Origin of the sequence: Tahibacter caeni (genome assembly GCF_024609805.1) — a bacterium.
Taxonomy (GTDB): Bacteria; Pseudomonadota; Gammaproteobacteria; order Xanthomonadales; family Rhodanobacteraceae; genus Tahibacter; species Tahibacter caeni.
In genome coordinates, this window is the sequence record NZ_JANFVR010000021.1 from 1 (window position 1) to 18,455 (window position 18,455).

Consider the following 18,455-nt stretch of genomic DNA (forward strand, 5'->3'; position numbering starts at 1 on the left):
TGTCCGCTTGCGCTTGCTCGCGTACTCCCCGTCGCCAAAGCTCATCTGGTCCATCGCGCGCGGTCCTCGTCGGGTAGTGGCACTATCTCAGCACAATGGGGCGGACTTGTTCAGACCTTCCTTAAGCAATGAAGATCTGGCTGATCTAAACACTCCGCTTGACCGTGTAAGAATGCGGCAGTTGGCGAAAGTGGTGAGGCTTGACCGCGACAAAGGTATGCGTGGAGATGGCTTTGAGTGGGCTGTGCATGAAGCTGTACTTGGAGGCGAGCCGTCGGTTCTGAACCCCCTCAGTGCTGCAATGCGCAAGGCCTCCTCCTTCGTAAAGGATGGTAGGCCACAGTCGCTACTTTTTGGGTACGAGCGAGCCCGCTACTTGGGTTTCCTTGATGCTGTCGTTGATGATGCAGGCAATGATTCGTTTCTTCTTCCGGAAGGAAGTGGTCGGCCGTTTCGTTTTGGTCCTTGGGTTTCAAAGGCGGCTGTTGGCAAGCCGTCTGAGCCTCTGTTGAATGATCGGATTAAGCAAATATGGAAGACCGACCTTTTTCTATCGGCTGAAGGTGATCCTAGATATTTTGCTGCAACGGTAAAATCAAATTTCAAGCAGCTAGAAGGAGGGCGCGGCCTCCGGATTGGAATAGTTCCGGAGTCTGCGGACAAGGGTAATCACAGTAGTATTCGATACAGTCAGCACCATCGTTTATGGATAGTGTCGCTGGCCGATCCCAACGGTTTTATGGGGCTTTTTAGTGACGCCTACCATGCTGTTGGTCGCAGTATGTGCTCTCTCGGGAAGCAAAACCCGCCACCATATTATGTGGTTCCGAGTGCAAAAGCGCAGCGCATGCAGCAACAAATTGAGAAATATCCTGATGCAACTGTTGTTGATATTGAAGCTGCTCTGAATGATGCGGCTCAACAGGATCTTGTGGGGCAGAAACATCAGCTTGTTTCGGTAAATGCACCTGATTGGCTGCACATGAAGCAGATGGCTCCAACGCTTATATGTCCGAAACCTAAGTTTTTTAAATTAGACTAATTTTTAATTCGTTTTTTGGATAATGCTGCGCGTTGCATATATAAAACTTGGTCTACGTGTCGAACCCGCTGCGAAAAATCAGGTTGATGTAGCTGTGCTCGAGCGCGCCGATGTCGCAATGTGACGCGCCGTCGAGGTCCCCGTCCAGCGGCCGCGGCAGGCCGCGTGCGTCGTAGGCGGCGCAGTGCGCGTCGTCGCCGCGGTCCACGGGCGGGCTGCCGTTGGCGAACGGCATCGTCGGCACGTAGCCGCCGGTGACGCGCGGCGCCTGCAGCCAGGTCATCGCGCCGATGACCTGGCTCGTGCCGTCGCTCGTCGTCCAGCACGCGTTGTTCGCGTAGAGGTTGTAGCCGCTGTTCGTCATGGCCGAGCTGACGATGCAGTCCGGATTCGTGTTCGCGCCGTTGAACAGGTTGTTGTACAGCGCGAGCACCGTGCTCCAGGCCTGGAACTGGTTGGCCAGTCCCGGCGAGCGCGCGACGTTGTCGCTGAAGGTGTTGTTGACCATCGCGAGCGCGCAGCAGTTGACCAGCGCGACGCCGCCGCCGGCCTGGTTGCTCGTGTTCGCGTGGAAGGTGTTGTTCGTCAGGGTCGCCAGCATGCCCAGCGGCTGCAGGAAGCCGACCGCGCCGCCGCGATTGCCGATGTTGCCGTGGAAATAGTTCGCGAGCAGACGCGTCTCGCCGCCCTGGCCGTAGATCGCGATCGCGCCGCCGTCGCCGGTACCGTCGATGTCGTAGGTCACGGTCGGGTTGCGGCAGGAGGTCTTGTTGTCGACGAAGCTCGTGTCGCTGATCACGGCGAGCGCGTTGGTCAAGGCCAGCGCGACCGCACCGCCGTTGCCGCTGCGGCAGAACGACGGCAGCTGGTTGCCGAGATAGATCAGGTTGCCGCTGAACAGCGAGCGCGCGATCGTCAGCGGCCGGTCGCCTTCGACGAACAGTGCGCCGCCGGCCGCGTCGCTGCTCGCTTCGTTCGCCGAAATGCTGACGATGCGGTTGCCGGTGAACGCGCTGTCTTCGATCGTCAAAGCGCCCTTGGTGTAGACGGCGCCGCCGCGCGCGGCCGGGTTCGTCGTCACGCTGACGTAGGCCTTGCATTGATCGAACACGACGTCGCGCAGGGTGGCCGCCGCGGCGGCGCGGCGTATGCGCAGGCAGCCGCCGCTGTCGACGACGGCGCCGCCGCGCAGGGTGAGGTCGCGCAGCTCCAGCGCCGTCGTCGTGGCCGTTTCCTCGACCGTGAAGATCTGCCGGCCGTTGCCGTTGACGACGATGCGGCCGGTCTGGTCGTTGCCGTTGATCAGCACGCTGACGCCGCTGATGGGCGGCAGCGGCTCGTCGAGCACGATTTCCGCGACCGGATTGCCCGGCACGGTCGGGATCGCGAAACGGATCTCCTGCAGCGCGCTCGTCGACGGGTTCAGGCCCTGGATCGCCGCGCGCAGGCTGCCGCTGCCCGACGAGGCGGCGCTGGTCACCCAGATCTGCGCCTGTGCGGGCAGCGCGAGCAGGGCGGCAAGAACGAACAGCAGACGTTGCGACAGGACAGTCATGGCGGCGGAGAGTCGATGTGCCAGGCACGCTTGCAGGCTGTTACGCAGCGGCGGGCGCGAAACCTCAATCCGTGAAAGCAGCGCGGTTTTCGAAATTCACGACTATGCCGAAGCCTTCGCCTGGTCGTGTCGTTCGCAGACTGCGCCGGCCGCACTGGGTTGCTGCGTCCTCGGTCATTCGCCGGAACGATGCGCCCGCGGCTCGGCACCGTCGCTGCCGGAAGCCTGTCTAGCGGGTATGGGCGGCGTCGGGATGGGAATTTTCACACTGTCCGCAGACGAGCCCGGCCCGCACGCAGGCCGCCGCGACAGACCGTTTCTCGACGGTCCGTCAGGGCGACTTGCTGAGTATCCTGGCTTTTTCCGCCGCGAATTCCTGTTCGTTGAGCGCGCCGGAATCCAGCAGCTCCTTGAGTTGACGAAGTCTGTCCACGCGGTCGTGGGCGGGCGCCGGCGGCGGTGCGGCGACGCGCGGTGGCGGTGGTGATGCTGCGCCGTGCGTGACCAGCGTCGAGATCAGCGCCCCCAGCAGCAGACCGCCGATGGCGCACGCTGTCGTCGCGAAGACTACTTCGCCACCGTTGTAATGCAGGTACTCCGCCAACGGCAGGTAGGTACCGAACATCCGCGGTCTCTGCGCGATGGCGGCCAGGAAACCGGCGATCGCTCCGCCGAAGGTGAGTAGAGTCTTCCAGGGGAAATTGCCGGGGTTCGGAGACGGGCTGCTCATGGACGGTTCCTCGACGGCTGGCGGCGCGAAATTGGCGCTTGAGATCACTGTCGCGATCGGCCGCGCCCTCTCACTCCTAGGGGGCGGCGCGAGCTGCGGCGCTGCGGGTGTTGCAACGGAGGGGCGTAGGCCCACTGGCCGCCATCGGACCTCTCGACAATGAACGTGCTGGCCCCGCTCTTGCGGCGCTTGCGCGCGACCTGACGCCGCTGGCCGCGCCGGGTCGCGCGGTGCCGATGACTTGGCCCGCGCGCGGTCGGCGCGCGCTTTCGCAATGCCAAGACATGACCAATGGCAGGGGTATCCGGTCGCCGTGGCCGTCGCGGGTTGGCGGCGTCCAGCGCCGCCCCATCCCGGTTATGCTTGGCGGCCGCCCGTCAGCCGCGGGTGTTTTCCCATACGGAGTCCGCATGAGTACACCTGCCGCCGTCCCGCAGTTGACGATCCGCGCCGTCGCGCTCTCGGTGGTGCTGGCGATGATCCTCGCCGCCGCCAATACCTACCTCGGCCTGTTCGCGGGCCTGACCATCGCCACGGCGATACCGGCGGCCGTCATCTCCATGGCCGTGCTGCGCGTGCTCGGCGGCGGCACGATACTCGAGAACAACATCGTCCAGACCGGTGCCTCGGCCGGCTCCTCGATCGCTGCCGGCGTGATCTTCACGATCCCGGCGCTGATCATCCTCGGCTACTGGCAGGACTTCCGCTATTCCTGGGTGCTCGCGATCGCCGGCCTCGGCGGCCTGCTCGGCGTGCTGTTCTCGGTGCCGCTGCGCCGCTCGATGATCGTCGAGGACCCGCTGCCGTTCCCCGAAGGCAAGGCTGCGGCCGAAGTGCTCAAGGCCGGCGAGAATCCGGGACCGGGCATCCGCATTCTCGGCATCTCCGCGGTCATCGGCGCGCTGGTCAAGCTCATGGCCGAGAGCGGCCTGCGCATCATCCCGGACAACGCCTCGGGCGCGACCTTCTTCGGCAAGTACCTCGGCTACATGGGCACCGGCCTGTCGCCGGCGCTGCTCGGCGTCGGCTACATCGTCGGCCTGAACATCGGCATCGTCGTGCTGTCGGGCAGCGTGCTGTCCTACAACATCGCGATTCCGATCTACCATGCGTTCGCGGCCAGCTTCGATCCGGACTTCGCGGTCAAGCTAGCCGGCCTGTCGGCGGCCGAAGCGGCCGGCCTGATCCGCGGCGAGAAGGTGCGCTACCTCGGCGTCGGCGCGATGCTGATCGGCGGCATCTGGACCCTGTTCTCGCTGCGCAAGTCGCTGCTGTCGGGAGTCAAGAGCGGCATCGCCGCGGCGCGCAAGGGCTCGAGCGAGAACGTCGCCGAGACCGAACGCGACCTGCCGATGAAGTGGATGCTGATCGCGCTCGTGCTGTTCGTGCTGCCGCTGCTGCTGCTGTACCAGGCCATCGTGGGCAACTGGGCGGTCAGCGTGCCGATGGCCATCATCATGGTCGTCGCGGGCTTCCTGTTCGTCTCGGTGTCGGCTTACCTCGCCGGCCTCGTCGGCTCCAGCAACAACCCGGTCTCGGGCATCACGATCGCGACGATACTGTTTGCGTCGGTGGTGCTGATGCTGCTGCTCGGCAAGGATTCGCCGATAGGCGCGGTCGCCGCGATCATGATCGGCGCCGTGGTCTGCTGCGCGGCCGCGGTCGGCGGCGACAACCTGCAGGACCTCAAGGCCGGCTACCTCGTCGGCGCGACGCCGTGGAAGCAGCAGCTCATGCTCGCGATCGGCGCGTTCTCGTGCGCGCTGGTCATGGCGCCGGTGCTGAATCTTCTCGCCGCCGCCTACGGCATCGGCCAGGCCACGCCGGAGCATCCGAATCCGCTGCAGGCGCCGCAGGCCGTGCTGATGGCGTCGGTCGCCAAGGGCCTGTTCGGCGGCCACCTGCCCTGGGACATGATCGGCATCGGTGCCGTGATCGGCGCGGCCATCATCGCGCTCGACGAATGGCTCAAGGCGCGCAAGGCGCACTTCCGCGTGCCGGTGCTGGCCGCGGCGATCGGCATCTACCTGCCGCTGGAACTGATGGTGCCGATCTTCCTCGGCGGCGTGCTCGCCCATTTCGTCGAGCGCCGCTTCGGCGTGCCGGCCCACGACGAGGAAGCGCGCGACCGCGTGCATCGTCCGGGCACCCTGTTCGCCGCGGGCCTGATCACCGGCGAGGCGCTGATGGGCATCGCGATCGCGATTCCTATCGTGGTCAGCGGCAAGGCCGACGTGCTCGCGCTGCACGGCTGGGAGCTCGGCCAGATCGCCGGCCTGGCCGTTCTCGCCGCGACCGGCGCGCTGCTGTACCGCGCCGCGATCAAGGGACAGGCGCCGGCCTGATTTCCGCATCGCCGCCGCAGGCCCGGCCCGCGGCGGATTTTCTTCCTTTCTGCAAACGTGGACTGAGCCGATGAAACGCACCGTTTCGCTGTCCCTCGCCGCCGTCGCTGCGCTCGCGGCGGGTACCGCCGTCGCCGCGCGCGGCCTCGACGTCAACGATCTCGTCAACCTCGAGCGCATCAGCGATCCGCAGCTCTCGCCCGACGGCCGCTACGTGGTCTACCAGCTGCGCCAGACCGACTTCGCCGCGAACAAGGGCGTCAACGGCCTCTGGCTGCTCAAGCTCGACGGCAAGTCGCCGCCGCTGCGCCTGACCGCCGCCGGCGCGAGCAGCGCCGGCCCGCGCTGGGCGCCCGACGGCCGCAGCGTCTACTACACGGCGGTCCACGAAGGGGTCAACCAGCTCTGGCGCATCGACATCGCGCCGGCGCTGTCGGAGGGCGAACGCAAGAAGAACGCGCTGATGCGCGACGCATTCGAGGCCTCGCCGCAGGCCGCCGTCGTGTCGAGCGGCCTGGCCCTCGACGTGGGCAGCTTCAAGCTCTCGCCCGACGGCAAGCACGTGCTGCTGTCGCTCGACGTGTTCACCGACTGCCCCGACATCAACTGCACGAAGAAGCGCCTCGACGACAAGGCCGCGGCCAAGACTACCGGAGAGCTCTACGACAAGCTGTTCGTGCGCCATTGGGACACCTGGGCCGACGGCCGCCGCAGCCAGCTGTTCCTCGGCGAGTTCGGCGCCGACGGCAAGCTGCTGCCGAGACTGACCCTGATGTCGCGCGGCATAGACGGGGACGTGCCGTCCAAGCCGTTCGGCGACGATTCCGAATACGCGTTCTCGCCGGACGGCAAGACCGTCTATTTCGGCGCGCGCATCGCCGGCAAGAGCGAGCCCTGGTCGACCAATTTCGATCTCTACGCCGTGCCGGCCGACGCCTCGGCCCAGCCGCGCAACCTGACCGCGGCCAATCCGGCCTGGGATGCGAATCCGCTGCCGTCGGCCGACGGCAAGACTCTGTACTACCTCGCGATGAAGCGCCCGGGCTTCGAGGCCGACCGCTTCGGCCTGATGGCGCTGGATCTCGCCAGCGGCAAGACGCGCGAAGTCGACGCCGGCTGGGACCGCTCGGCCGGTTCGCTGAAGCTGTCCGCCGACGGCAAGAGCATCTTTGCGACCGCCGACGACAACGGCCAGCATCCGCTGTTCGCGATCGACACGGCCAGCGGCAAGGTGCGCACCGTCGTCGGCGACGGCCACATCAACGGCTACGACCTCGCCGGCAACACGCTGGTCTACGGCCGCGAATCGCTGACCTCGCCGACGCAGCTGTTCCAGACCACGGCCAAGGGCGGCAAGGCTCGCCAGCTCACCCAGGTCAACGCCGACAAGCTCAAGGACGTCGTGTTCGGCCAGCCCGAGTTCTTCGACTTCAAGGGCTGGAACGACGAGCGCGTGCAGGGCTACGTCGTCAAGCCGTGGAACTATGAACAAGGCAAGAAGTATCCGGTCGCGTTCCTGATTCACGGCGGTCCGCAGGGCGCCTACGGCAACGACTTCCACTACCGCTGGAATCCGCAGACCTACGCCGGCCTCGGCTTCGCCGTGGTCACGGTCAACTTCCACGGCTCCACCGGCTACGGCCAGGCCTTCACCGACGCGATCTCGGGCGACTGGGGCGGCAAGCCGCTCGAAGACCTGCAGAAGGGCTGGGCCGCCGCGCTGGCGAAATACGACTTCCTCGACGGCGACCGCGCCTGCGCGCTCGGCGCATCCTACGGCGGCTACATGGTCAACTGGATCGCCGGCAACTGGCCGCAGCCGTGGAAGTGCCTCGTCAACCACGACGGCGTGTTCGACGCGCGCATGATGGGCTATTCCACCGAGGAGCTTTGGTTCAGCGAATGGGAGAACGGCGGCACGCCGTTCGACAAGCCGCAGAACTACGAGAAGTTCAACCCGGTCAACCACGTCGCGAACTGGAAGGTGCCGATGCTCGTGGTCCAGGGCGGCCTCGACTTCCGCATCCCGCTCGAACAGGGCCTCGCCACGTTCACCGCCTTGCAGCGCCGCGGCATCGAGAGCCAGTTCCTGCACTTCCCGAACGAGAACCACTGGGTGCTCAAGCCGCAGAACAGCGTGCAGTGGCACGAGACCGTGAACGCGTGGATCAAGCGCTGGACGGCGCAGTAAACACGGAAACGCAGGAGAGTGTGCGGGTTGCGGCGAGCGCAGCAACCCGCACCATCACGGTCCCGCCCTGCGGAAAACCCCGCGTCGAGAAAACCCGCATTGCCGCAAGGCGTGCGGGTTTTTCTTCGCCTGTCGTTCGCTCGCAGAGCCTTTGCCGGCCTCTCGCCGCCGTCGGAACGGGACGACGCGTGGTCTTGTGGACGGCAGTCAGTCGGGCGCGCGCTTCAGCGCTGCCGCTCGCGCACCGCGACGCCGCGGTCGGGAAAGTCGGTGAAATAGCCGTCGAGCCCCGCATCGAGCAGGCGCTGCAGCTCCTGCTCCATGCTCAGCGCGTTGCCGTGTTCGTCGGCGACGAGGTACGGCGCGTCGGCACGGAACGTGTAGGCATGCACGGCGAGTCCGGCCGCGTGCGCCGCGGCGATCAGCGGCGAGACCGGACCGCGGAGGCGCGGCAGTCCGGCGGCCGTCGTCGCCGATGACGAACTTACGGCGACGTCGTGGCGAGGCAGCAGGTCGTCCTTCCACGGCGCAATGCCGTAGGCGTAGCGTTCGCGCATCCACGCGAGCGCGACCGGCGCCGTGAGATCGCCGTAGGACACGGCCGCGCGGCCGAGCTGAGGCAGCACGGCGCGCAGGCCCGGATACAGCACATCGAGATCGTCGCCGCGCGCCGCATGCCAGCGCAGGTCGTAGGGCAGGGCGAAGCTCTCGTTGTCGGCGCGCACGGCGTCGGTGTCGCCATAGAGCTGCATGAGCCGCGCGTCGATGCCGGCGGCCGGCAGCAGCCGCGTGCGCAGCTCGATCAGGTTCGCGAGCTCGAACGACTGGATGTAGATCCGCGCCGGATCGGTGAAACCGCTGCGCACGAGCTCGTCCACGAGCAGCGCCGACAGCGAGCGGCGGATAGGCGTGCCGTCGAGATAGCGGCCTTCCGCGGCGAAGTAGGTCGGATGCTTGGTCTCGGGATAGATCGCGACGGGCCGCGGCGCCGCGGCGGCCAGCGCGATGACTTCGGCGAAGGTCGGAATGCCGGACTGGCCGTCGTACTGCGTGTTCGCCGCCCGCAGGTCGGCCAGGCGTTCGCGCGCGCGCAAGGTGCGGATCTCGGCCAGGGTGAAGTCCTCGGCGAACCAGCCGTCGATCTCCTCGCCGTCGACGCGCTTGCGCGTGCGGCGGTCGGCGAACTCGGGATGCCGGGCGACATCGGTGGTGCCGCCGATCTCGTTCTCGTGGCGTGCGATCAGCACGCCGTCGCGCGTGACGACGAGATCGGGTTCGATCGCGTCGGCGCCCTGCTCGATCGCGAGCGCATAGCCGGCGAGCGTGTGCTCGGGCCGGTAGCCGCTGGCGCCGCGGTGGGCGATGACGAAAGGACGCTGGACGGACATGGCGGCATGCTCGCTGACGGCGGCGCCGTCGCGGGCGCAGCCCGCCGGCAGCAGGATCAGAACAGCGGCGAGGCAGCGGCGCAAGCCGGCGGCGATCGTGCGGAACTCAGCTAGGCGGGTCGACATGGCGGCATTGTCCCAGTTGCATCTTACGGTTTGCGACACGCGCCGGCGGTTTTGTCAGGCGGGCCGCCGCGACGACCGGACAAGCTCAGGATCCTGCGGTTCTCGCTGCGCCCGCAGACTGCGAGTGCGGTTGCGACGGTCATCGGTTTCGCGCGCCGCACTCCCGTCCTTGTCCTGGAGCTTTCATGCACCCTGTTCCTTCGATTTCCTTTGCGTCGCTGGCGGCCGTGATCGCGCTCGGCCTGCTGACGACGGCCGCGGCGTTCACGCCCGCCGCGCAGGCGGCGGCCGTTGCCGGCGCCGCGGCCGGTCTGCCCGCGCGCTACAACACGACGACGTCCGGTGCGCAGCAGCAGGCGTCCGTCGCCAGCGACGCTCACGGCAATGCGGTCGCCGTCTGGTTCAGCGCACCGGCTTCGTCGGGTCCCCGGAGCATCGTCGCGCGGCGCCTCGACGCGGCCGGTATGCCGACCGGCGCCGAGATTCCGGTGAGCACCGCAACCGTCGTCGATTCCTACCCGGATCCCGAGGTCGCCGCCGATGCGAACGGCAATTTCACGGTGGTCTGGAGCAACCAGTCGACGACGATCGGCAGCCTGCCGCACGTCTATCGACGCCGCTTCGATGCCGCCGGCACGCCGCTCGACGCCGAGCTGCGTCTCGACGACGTCGCCACGAGCGAAGCCGGCATGCCGGCGATCGCGATGAACGCGAGCGGCGCCAGCGTCGTCGCGTGGTATGCCTACGGCAGCGGCACGCAGATCCGCGCGCGCCGCTTCGATGCGAGCGGCGCGGCCGTCGGCGCCGAAATCCTCGTCGCGACCATGGCCACGGCGATCTACGGACCGCAGATCCGCGTCGGCCTCGACGACGGCGGCCGCTTCAGCGTGATCTGGACCGAAGACAAGAACAACGGCGCGAACTACGACGTCTACCGCCGCCGCTTCGATGCGAGCGGCAACGCTCAAGGCGCCGCGCAGCGCCTCAACAGCGCCGTCACGGGGCCGCAGCGCAAGGCCGACATCGCGATGGACGCGGCCGGCAACAGTGTCGTGATCTGGGACAGCCTCGTCTCGACCAACAACGTCCGCATCATCGGCCAGCGCTATGACAGCAACGGTTTCGCGCTCGGCGGCGAATTCGTCATGGCCTACCAGCCCTCCTCGTCGCTGGCGCCCTCGCACGCGGCCGTCACGATGGCCCGCGCGAGCGGCGAATTCGCCGCGAGCTGGCGCCGCGCCGACGGCAAGATCTATCTGCGCCGCTACAGCGCGGCCGGCATCGCCTACGGCGACGAGATCGCCGCCTCGACGGGCGGCACGGGCAACACCTATCCGCGCCTGGCCAGCGACGCCGACGGCGACGTCAGCCTGCTCTGGCGCGACGACGAATCGTTCTACACGAACGACTACGGCGTCAGCGGCCGGCGCTATGCGGGTCAATCCTCGATCGACCTCGCCGTCGATTTCGTCGGCACTGTCGATACGACGAACGGCCCGGCCGTGCTGCAGTACGACGTGGCCGTGACGAACCTGCGTCCGGCGACCGCAACGCCCGGCGTCGGCAGCGCGACCGGCATCGTCGCGCTCGTCGATCTGCCGGACGATGCGGCCCTGGTCAGCGCCGGCGGCAGCAACTGGCACTGCGACACGGCTTCCGGCGCGCCGCGCTGCACGTATCTGCTGCCGCTGCCGGCCGGCGCAATCGCGGCAAGCTTGCACGTCGAGGCGACAGCCGGCGGCGATCCGGCGCCGGTTGCGAGCGTGCAGATCGCGGGCAATCAGTACGATGCGGCCACCGGTAACGACAGCGACATACTCGTGCTGTCGAATCCGTAAACCGCAATGAAAACGGCGGCGGCCGGGCACACAAGCCCGGCCGCTTTTTTTTTCATCGATTCGCGGGTAGCTGTGGCTTTATGCGTCAGCCGGGTAATCTCCGCAGGAACGGTCTTGCGAATGTCCGGGGCTTCCGTGGAACCGACCGAAAAGCAAAAACTCTACGAGGAAATCCTGTTCTTCGTGCTGCCGATGATGCGTAACGTGCAGACCTGGCCGTTCCTGCGGCGCATCCGCTACAACCTCTACGACGAACTGGAACTCGTGCACAACCTGCCGCCGCTGCTGCTGCGGCCGGAGTTCTCGGACTTTGACGTCTACTGGCTCAATACGCAGGCGAAGAACTACATCGTTGCGGCCGGCGGGCGTCGGCGCTTCCACTACGGCACCATCGTCGAACGCATCCGCAAGCTCCTCGCTTTGGTTCCGCCGGAATTGCACGCCAAGCTGGAGTTGCGTGTGGACGATTTGCCGGCAGTGTAGAGGAGTGTGTAGCGGAACGCTGAGCGGAGTCGCCGGTGACAATGCGCAGATCTTTTGTGGCCAGCCGTCGATCAGCAACGCGATTCAATGGAACTGTAGCTACTCGAAGTCGGGAAACGAGTGATGAAGATGATTGCGATATCGACGCGGCGCTAATGTGGATTGGCTGACTCCGTGGTTCGCCGAATCATCGCAGCAGGCGGTCTCCGAACTTGCGCGCGAGGTCCGGCCTGGTCATCCGCTGTGGCAGGTGCCCGTTCGCGTGCTCGCGCGGCGACAGGATGGCGACGACGTGCTGTTCGCCGTCGATGACGGAACCGGTCGGGTCGCCGTCGTGCATCTGACGTACCAGGTCGAGCATGATCCGCACTGGCCGTCGGTAGCGCTGTTCGACGATCTCGAGGATTTCCGTACGCGTCGGATGCAGGCGGATCACGAAGACTTTGTTGCTTAGCGGAGCGGTATCTGCGTCATGGCGCAGGTACCGCGGACAGCGTGGACTTCAGAGCTCGCGTAGCTGCTGCGCAAACGCCGCATAGTCCGCCGCGAGCGGCTCCGCGTGCGCGGGCCGCCGCAGCAGCTCGGCCAGCGCCGGGGGCACGTCGACCGGGCGGCCGATCAGCGGTTCGACGATGCTCTCGAACTTGGCCGGATGAGCCGTCGAGACGACGCACCAGTCGCCGTCGGCGCCGTCGCGACGCAGGGTTTCGAGCACGCGCACGGCGGTGGCCGTGTGCGGGCAGTGGATTTCGGCGTGGTCGCGCCAGCGCCGCGCGATCGTGTCGCGGATGGCGGCGTCGTCGACGGCGGCGGCGCGGAACGCGGCGCGCAGTCCGGCATCGTCGGGATACAGCCAGCGCAGGCGTTCGAAGTTGCTCGGCGCGCCGACGTCCATGGCGTTCGCCAACGTCGCGACGCTCGCGCGCGGCGCGTAGCCGGCGCCGCCGAAGAACTGCGGCAGCACGTCGTTCGCGTTGGTCGCGAGCACGACGTCGCCGAGCGGCAGGCCGAGCGCGCGCGCGAGGATCGCGGCGAACGCGTTGCCGAGGTTGCCGGTCGGAATCACGACGTTCAACGCGCGGCCATGAGTACGCCAGTGCTGCAGCGATGAGCTCGCGTAATAGCTCATCTGCGGCAGCAGGCGACCGAGGCTGATGCTGTTGGCGGAGCTCAGCGGCACCTGCGCCTGCAGCGCCGCGTCGTTGAGCGCCTGCTTGACGAGCGCCTGGCAGTCGTCGAACGAGCCGGACACTTTACAGGTGTGGATATTGCCGTCGAAGCAGCCGAGCTGGTGCGCCTGGCGCGGCGACACGCGGCCGTCGGGGTAGAGCACGGCGACGCGCAGGCCGGGTTGTCCGTGGAACGCCGCGGCGACCGCGGCGCCGGTGTCGCCCGAGGTCGCGACGACGATGGTCAGCTCGCGCGCCTGCGTGCGCCGCAGGCGGCTCAGGCACGCGGCGAGGAAGCGCGCGCCGAAATCCTTGAACGCGGCGGTCGGGCCGTGGAACAGCTCGAGGATGTAATCGTTCGGCGTCGCGAGCGCGCGCAGCGGCGCCGGGAAATCGAACGCTTCGCGGCAGATCGCCGCGAGCTCGGGTTCCAGCGCGTCGCCGGCGAAGAACGGTTGCAGCAGGCGTTCCGCGATCCCGGGCAGGCTCGTGCAGCCGTCGAAATCGGTCACCCGCAGGCGCGGCAATTCCGCAGGGACATAGAGTCCGCCGTCGGGCGCGAGGCCCGCGGCGATCGCGGTGCTGAGCGTGCAGGGCGCGGCGCCGCCGCGCGTGCTGACGAAGTTCATGCGATCACCTCCGCGGCGGGGCCGGCGACCGGCGACCGATAGGCCTGGCTCGTGAAGCCGGCCGCGGCGAAGGCGGCCTGCATGGCTTCGGCGGCGCGTGCGGCCGTCGCGGCGTGCTCGAACCAGGCGAACACGCTCGGGCCGGCGCCGGAAATGCTCGCGCCCATCGCATCGTGATCGAGCGCGGCCTGCTTGACCGCGGCGAAGCCGCCGATCAGCGGCGCGCGGCGCGGTTCGACGAGCACGTCTTTCAGTCCGGCGCGGACCAGCGCCGGATCGCCGCGCCAGCAGCCGGCCAGCACGAGGCTCAGGTTCGCGCTCTGCGCGACGAATTCCTTGAGCTCGTAGGCACCGGCCAGCGCGGCGCGCGCGCGGCGCGTTTCGAGCACGGCGTCGGGATGCACGAGCACGCAGGTCCATTCGGCCGGCACCGGCACGGCGACGACGTGATCGGCGGTCGCGAGCACGACGCCGCCGAGCAGCATCGGGCCCACGTTGTCGCCGTGGCGGCCGCCGCTCGCGACGGCTTCGCCGGTGACCGCGAACGGATACAGCGCCGCGCGCGGCAGCGGCGCATCGAGCAGCGCGTTCGCCGCCACGAGTGCCGCGACGCAGGACGCGGCCGAGCCGCCCATGCCCGAGCCCAGCGCGATGCCCTTGTCGAGTTCGATCTCGAAGCCGAACGGCAGCGCGAGCGCGTCGCGCAACGCGATCAGCGCGGCGCCTGCGGTGTTGGCGTGAGCCTGCATCGGCAGATCCACCGTGCTGCCGCGGATCGCGGCGATGCGCACGACGGGCTCGCTGACGCGCCTCACCGTCGCGCGGTCGCCGGCGCCGGCGATCGAATGGCCGAGGATGTCGAAGCCGACGCCGATGTTGCCGACCGAGGCCGGCGAGAAAGCCGTGGCGGACGTGCGCATCAGACGCGCGCTCCGAGGGTGCCGGCCACGCGCAGCAGATCGGCGAACACGCCGGCCGCGGTCACTTCGGGACCGGCGCCCGGGCCTTGCACGACGAGCGGGTTGTTGCAGTAGCGCCGCGTGCCGAACTGCACGATGTTGTCGGTCTCGCGCAGGTGCGCGAACGCATGCGCCGCGTCGAGCTCGACGAGGCCGACCTTCGCGCGGCCGTCGCGGTCGAGCCGCGCGACGTAGCGCAGCACCTTGCCGGCCGCCGCGGCCGCCGCATGGCGCGCGGCGAAGACCGCATCGAGCTCGCCGAGACGCGCCATGAATTCGTCGGGCGCCGCATCGCGCAGCGCCGCCGGCACGAGGCTTTCGACCTGCACCTCGTCGAGCGACAGCTCGCGGCCGGCTTCGCGCGCGAGGATCACGAGCTTGCGCGCGACGTCGGTGCCCGACAGGTCGTCGCGCGGATCGGGCTCGGTGTAGCCGAGCGCATGGGCTTCGCGCACGAGCGCGGAGAACGCGACCGAGCCGTCGTAGCGGTTGAACAGCCAGGCCAGGGTGCCGGAGAAGATGCCGTCGATCGCAAACACCTCGTCGCCGGTGTCGAGCAGGTCGCGCAAGGTGCTGACGATCGGCAGGCCGGCGCCGACCGTCGCTTCGTAGCGGAAGCGCGCGCCGCTCGCGGCCATCGCCGCGCGGATCGCGCGATAGCGTTCCAGCGGCCCGGCGCCGGCCTGCTTGTTCGGCGTGATCACGTGGATGCCGGCGGCGAGCCAGCCCGCATAGCGCTCGGCCACGCGCGAGCTCGCGCTGCAGTCGACGATGACCGTATGCGGCAGGTGCGCGGCCTGCAGGTGCGCGGTGAAGCGGTCGAGATCGGCTTCCAGGTCCGATTCGTCGAGCCGGCGCCGCCAGTCCGCCGTCGTGCCGCGATCGTCGAGCCACATGCGCCGGCTGGAGGCGACCGCGCGCAGGCGCAGGTCGATGTTGGCGTCGCGCTTCAGGCGCGCCTGGGCCGCATCGAGCTGCTGCAGCAGCGCGCCGCCGACGTTGCCCGGACCGATCACGCCGAGCGAGATCGTCTGCGCCGACAGCCAGAAGCCCGCATGCGCGGCGCGCAGCGCCTTGTCGGCGTCGGCGCTCGCGATCGCGACCGAGATGTTGCGTTCGGACGCGCCTTGCGCGATCGCACGGATGTTGACGCGCGCGCGCGCGAGGGCATCGAACAGCCGTGCGGCGACACCCGGCGTGCCGGCCATGCCGTCGCCGACCGCGGCGAGCACGCTGATACCGCGGATCAGCTGCACGCTCTGCACCTGCGCATTGGCGAGCTCGCGCGCGAACGCGCCCTGCAATGCGCCGCGCGCGGTTTCCGCTTCGGCTTCGCGCACCACGCAGCAGATCGAATGTTCCGAGGAGCCCTGCGAGATCATGACCACCGAGACGCGCGCGTCGCGCAGCGCGGCGAACACGCGCTCGGCCGTGCCGGGCACGCCGATCATGCCGGCGCCTTCGAGGTTCAGCACGGCGAGATCCGGCGACAGGGTCAGTCCCTTGACCGGGCCGGCGTCGTCGCCGGCCGCGGCGATGCGCGTGCCGGGATGATCGGGACGGAAGCTGTTGCGGATCAGGATCGGCAGGCCGCGGCTGATCGCCGGCGTCATGGTCTGCGGGTGCACGACCTTGGCGCCGAAATACGCGAGCTCGCAGGCCTCGTGGTACGACAGCGCGGCCAGCGGCACGGCTTCGGGCACCAGGCGCGGGTCGGCCGACAACACGCCGTCGACGTCGGTCCAGATGTGCAGCTCCTGCGCCTGGAACAGCGCCGCGAAGATCGCGCCGGAATAGTCGCTGCCGTTGCGGCCGAGGATGGTGATGCGATTGCCCGCATCGCGCGCGACGAAACCGGTGATGACGACGCGCGCGGCCGGATGCTGTTCGCGCCAGCGCGCGAGGCGCGCTTCGCTGGCCGGCCAGTCGACCGCGACGCCGAGGTCAACCTGCTGCACGACGAGCACGTCGCGCGCGTCGAGCATGGCCACGTCCTCGCCGAGCGCGCGCAGATGATCCGACAGCAGGCGCGCCGAATAGACCTCGCCGAGGCCCTGCACGCGCTCGACGGCTTCGCGCGTCGGCGTGCCGAGCACGGCCAGCGCGTGCAGCAGCTCGGCGAGTTCGTCGAACTGGCGCGCCAGCCAGTCCACGGTCGGCGCGGCGGAAGCGGCCAGCAGCTCCTCGGCCGTGCCGAGATGACGCGTGCGCAGCGCCTGCCACGGCGTGCGCCAGTCGCCGCCGTCGGCGGCCGTGTGGGCGAGCGCGATCAGCGCGTCGGTGACGCCCTTCATCGCCGAGACCACGGTGGCCTGCACGGCCTCGCTGCGCGCGCGCAGCAGGCCGGCGACGTGGCGGTAGCGCGCGGCATCGGCGACGGACGAGCCGCCGAACTTGTGCGCGACGACGGAAAGCGCCTGCGGCGCGGCCTCGGCGGCGGGCCGGGGATCCTGCAAAGCGACAGCGGACGAACTCATGCAGCCTCCGTTGAGGCCTCGCGTCCGTCGGATCCGGGAGTCGAGCCCGCATCCTGAGGATGGGCGGGCCGTTTGCGTAAGAAATCTATTCGCGCACGACTCGCCGCACCACGGTAGTGGTGGACGTCGTAATCGTGGTACCCGCGACCAAGCCGCGCGCCGCCGGAACGGCGGTCGTCGTGATCGGACAGTGGCGGGGCGGTGTGCGCATCACGACCGAGTGGACCGGATGCGCCGCCGGGCTGTCAAGCGGCGCGAGGGCATAAGCGCTGTCGGGCGTCCCGTCGGTCGATGCCCTGGCAAGGTCGTCGGCGCAGGACGGCTGCCGGCCGGCGAAGCCGACGCGACCGGTGTCGACCGGTCTGCGGTACGCGCTGCACAGCGACCGAATGCGAGAGCCGATCCGGGAAAGGCCGGAACGGCTCGCGCCACCCGGCTTACAGCTTCGCGCTCAGCGCATCGAACAGCAGCGACTTGCGCCAGCCTTCCAGCGCCTCGGGCCACTGTTGATCGAACACGAAGGTCTCGATGTGGCGGCGCGCGCAGAGCAGGCCGTCGGGCAGGTCGAGGTCGGTCGCGATCGCGACGACGGCGTCCTTCATCGCGGCGATCGTGCGTTTCTGCGCCGGCGTCGGCAGCGGGAAGATGGCGGCGAACTCCAGTTCCTCGTCCTCGAGCGGCTGCTGCAGCACGGCCAGCAGTTCCTCGCGCTGCGGGCCGCGCAGCGCGCGCAGGCCCTTGGCCCGCGCGAGCAGCTCGTCGGTGTCGTGCGGCGGTCGCGTCACGAAATCCAGGATGTGTGCGTCGTCGAGCAGCCAGGGCCGCGGCTTGTCGATGCGCCGCGCGGTGGCCTCGCGCCAGAGCAGCACGCGGCGCAGCAGCGCCTGGCGTTCGCGGGGCCAGTCGGCGGCGGTCTTGTAGCCGCGCTGGGGCTGGCTGTCGCCGTCGCGGCTGCGCGCCTTCTGCAGCAGGCGGCGGCAGTCCTCCTCGTGCCAGCCGCGGCGCTCGCGCTGGGCCAGGCGCGCGTCGAGTTCCGCGTGCAGCGCGGCCAGGTGGACGACGTCCTGGGCCGCGTAGTCGAGCTGCTCGGCGCTCAGCGGCCGGCGCAGCCAGTCCGAGCGCGTCTCGGCCTTGGGCAGGTCCACGCCGGCCACGGCCGCGACGAGTTTCTGGTAGCTCAGCCCCGCGCCGAAGCCGGTCATGGCCGCGGCGATCTGCGTGTCGAACAGCCGCCCGAGCCCGGCCGGCACGGCTTCTGCGAGCGCTTCGAGGTCCTCGCTCGCGCTGTGCATGATGCAGAGATTGGCCGGATCGGCCAGCAGCGGCCCGAGGCCGGCGATGCCGCGCAGCGCGAGCGGGTCGAGCAGCGCGACCTCGCCGTCGAGGTTGACCTGCACCAGCGCGAGGCGCGGATAGAAGCTGTCGACACGCATGAACTCGGTATCGAGTCCGATCAGGCGGGTGGTGCCGTGGCGCGCGACGAGCGCGGCGGCGGCTTCGGGCTGGGCGATCCAGTGATGCAC

At 68.6% G+C, this 18,455-nt stretch carries 13 protein-coding genes; 5 read left to right on the forward strand and 8 right to left on the reverse strand.

Annotated elements, in window-relative coordinates:
- Window positions 1-1,042, forward strand: a 1,042-nt coding sequence (locus NON22_RS03490; protein ID WP_257385520.1) for a hypothetical protein, incomplete at its 5' end; no start/stop codon positions are given.
- 52 nt (window positions 1,043-1,094) lie between these two features.
- Here the strand turns inward: NON22_RS03490 and NON22_RS03495 are convergent.
- Both NON22_RS03495 and NON22_RS03500 read right to left on the reverse strand, forming a co-directional pair.
- Window positions 1,095-2,597: a choice-of-anchor Q domain-containing protein gene (locus tag NON22_RS03495; RefSeq protein ID WP_257385521.1), complete on the reverse strand. Its 1,503-nt coding sequence runs from the start codon at window positions 2,595-2,597 to the stop codon at window positions 1,095-1,097.
- Window positions 2,598-2,928: 331 nt separating this feature from the next.
- Window positions 2,929-3,327, reverse strand: coding sequence for an SHOCT domain-containing protein (locus tag NON22_RS03500; RefSeq protein ID WP_257385522.1), 399 nt, complete (start codon window positions 3,325-3,327; stop codon window positions 2,929-2,931).
- 410 nt (window positions 3,328-3,737) lie between these two features.
- Between NON22_RS03500 and NON22_RS03505 the strand changes: the two genes are divergently transcribed.
- Both NON22_RS03505 and NON22_RS03510 read left to right on the forward strand, forming a co-directional pair.
- The gene (locus tag NON22_RS03505; protein ID WP_257385523.1) at window positions 3,738-5,672 is read left to right on the forward strand and encodes an OPT family oligopeptide transporter; all 1,935 of its coding nucleotides are present in this window, start codon (window positions 3,738-3,740) and stop codon (window positions 5,670-5,672) included.
- A gap of 70 nt (window positions 5,673-5,742) precedes the next feature.
- The gene (locus NON22_RS03510) at window positions 5,743-7,863 is read left to right on the forward strand and encodes a S9 family peptidase (protein WP_257385524.1); all 2,121 of its coding nucleotides are present in this window, start codon (window positions 5,743-5,745) and stop codon (window positions 7,861-7,863) included.
- A 224-nt stretch (window positions 7,864-8,087) separates the two neighbouring features.
- On the opposite strand, the gene NON22_RS03515 is transcribed toward NON22_RS03510, so the two are convergent.
- Entirely contained in the window at window positions 8,088-9,377 is a 1,290-nt protein-coding gene (locus tag NON22_RS03515) for a glycerophosphodiester phosphodiesterase family protein (RefSeq protein ID WP_257385525.1), read from the reverse strand.
- A gap of 185 nt (window positions 9,378-9,562) precedes the next feature.
- Between NON22_RS03515 and NON22_RS03520 the strand changes: the two genes are divergently transcribed.
- Both NON22_RS03520 and NON22_RS03525 read left to right on the forward strand, forming a co-directional pair.
- Window positions 9,563-11,215, forward strand: coding sequence for a DUF11 domain-containing protein (locus NON22_RS03520; protein ID WP_257385526.1), 1,653 nt, complete (start codon window positions 9,563-9,565; stop codon window positions 11,213-11,215).
- A 135-nt stretch (window positions 11,216-11,350) separates the two neighbouring features.
- Window positions 11,351-11,698 carry a hypothetical protein gene (locus NON22_RS03525; RefSeq protein ID WP_257385527.1) on the forward strand — a complete coding sequence of 116 codons (348 nt, stop codon included), beginning with the start codon at window positions 11,351-11,353 and terminating at the stop codon, window positions 11,696-11,698.
- A gap of 187 nt (window positions 11,699-11,885) precedes the next feature.
- Here NON22_RS03525 and NON22_RS03530 read toward each other — a convergent pair whose 3' ends face one another.
- From NON22_RS03530 to NON22_RS03550, 5 genes are all read right to left on the reverse strand, one after another.
- The gene (locus NON22_RS03530) at window positions 11,886-12,134 is read right to left on the reverse strand and encodes a hypothetical protein (RefSeq protein WP_257385528.1); all 249 of its coding nucleotides are present in this window, start codon (window positions 12,132-12,134) and stop codon (window positions 11,886-11,888) included.
- Between the two features lie 66 nt (window positions 12,135-12,200).
- The gene (gene thrC, locus NON22_RS03535) at window positions 12,201-13,496 is read right to left on the reverse strand and encodes a threonine synthase (protein ID WP_257385529.1); all 1,296 of its coding nucleotides are present in this window, start codon (window positions 13,494-13,496) and stop codon (window positions 12,201-12,203) included.
- A complete protein-coding gene (locus tag NON22_RS03540) occupies window positions 13,493-14,416 on the reverse strand; it encodes a homoserine kinase (protein WP_257385530.1) in 924 nt (307 codons plus the stop codon). The genes thrC and NON22_RS03540 overlap by 4 nt, the downstream gene beginning before the upstream one ends.
- Entirely contained in the window at window positions 14,416-16,932 is a 2,517-nt protein-coding gene (thrA, locus tag NON22_RS03545; RefSeq protein ID WP_257385531.1) for a bifunctional aspartate kinase/homoserine dehydrogenase I, read from the reverse strand. Before thrA ends, NON22_RS03540 begins: the two co-directional genes overlap by 1 nt.
- 437 nt (window positions 16,933-17,369) lie before the next feature.
- Window positions 17,370-18,455, reverse strand: a complete 1,086-nt coding sequence (locus tag NON22_RS03550) for a ribonuclease D (protein ID WP_257385532.1) — start codon at window positions 18,453-18,455, stop codon at window positions 17,370-17,372.

Excerpts from the sequence above, each read along its gene's own strand:
- NON22_RS03510 (WP_257385524.1), top strand. The coding sequence starts at position 5,743 with ATGAAACGCACCGTTTCGCTGTCCCTCGCCGCCGTCGCTGCGCTCGCG.
- NON22_RS03500 (WP_257385522.1), bottom strand. The coding sequence starts at position 3,327 with ATGAGCAGCCCGTCTCCGAACCCCGGCAATTTCCCCTGGAAGACTCTA.
- NON22_RS03540 (WP_257385530.1), bottom strand. The coding sequence starts at position 14,416 with ATGCGCACGTCCGCCACGGCTTTCTCGCCGGCCTCGGTCGGCAACATC.
- NON22_RS03495 (WP_257385521.1), bottom strand. The coding sequence starts at position 2,597 with ATGACTGTCCTGTCGCAACGTCTGCTGTTCGTTCTTGCCGCCCTGCTC.
- thrA (WP_257385531.1), bottom strand. The coding sequence starts at position 16,932 with ATGAGTTCGTCCGCTGTCGCTTTGCAGGATCCCCGGCCCGCCGCCGAG.
- NON22_RS03505 (WP_257385523.1), top strand. The coding sequence starts at position 3,738 with ATGAGTACACCTGCCGCCGTCCCGCAGTTGACGATCCGCGCCGTCGCG.
- NON22_RS03515 (WP_257385525.1), bottom strand. The coding sequence starts at position 9,377 with ATGTCGACCCGCCTAGCTGAGTTCCGCACGATCGCCGCCGGCTTGCGC.
- thrC (WP_257385529.1), bottom strand. The coding sequence starts at position 13,496 with ATGAACTTCGTCAGCACGCGCGGCGGCGCCGCGCCCTGCACGCTCAGC.
- NON22_RS03520 (WP_257385526.1), top strand. The coding sequence starts at position 9,563 with ATGCACCCTGTTCCTTCGATTTCCTTTGCGTCGCTGGCGGCCGTGATC.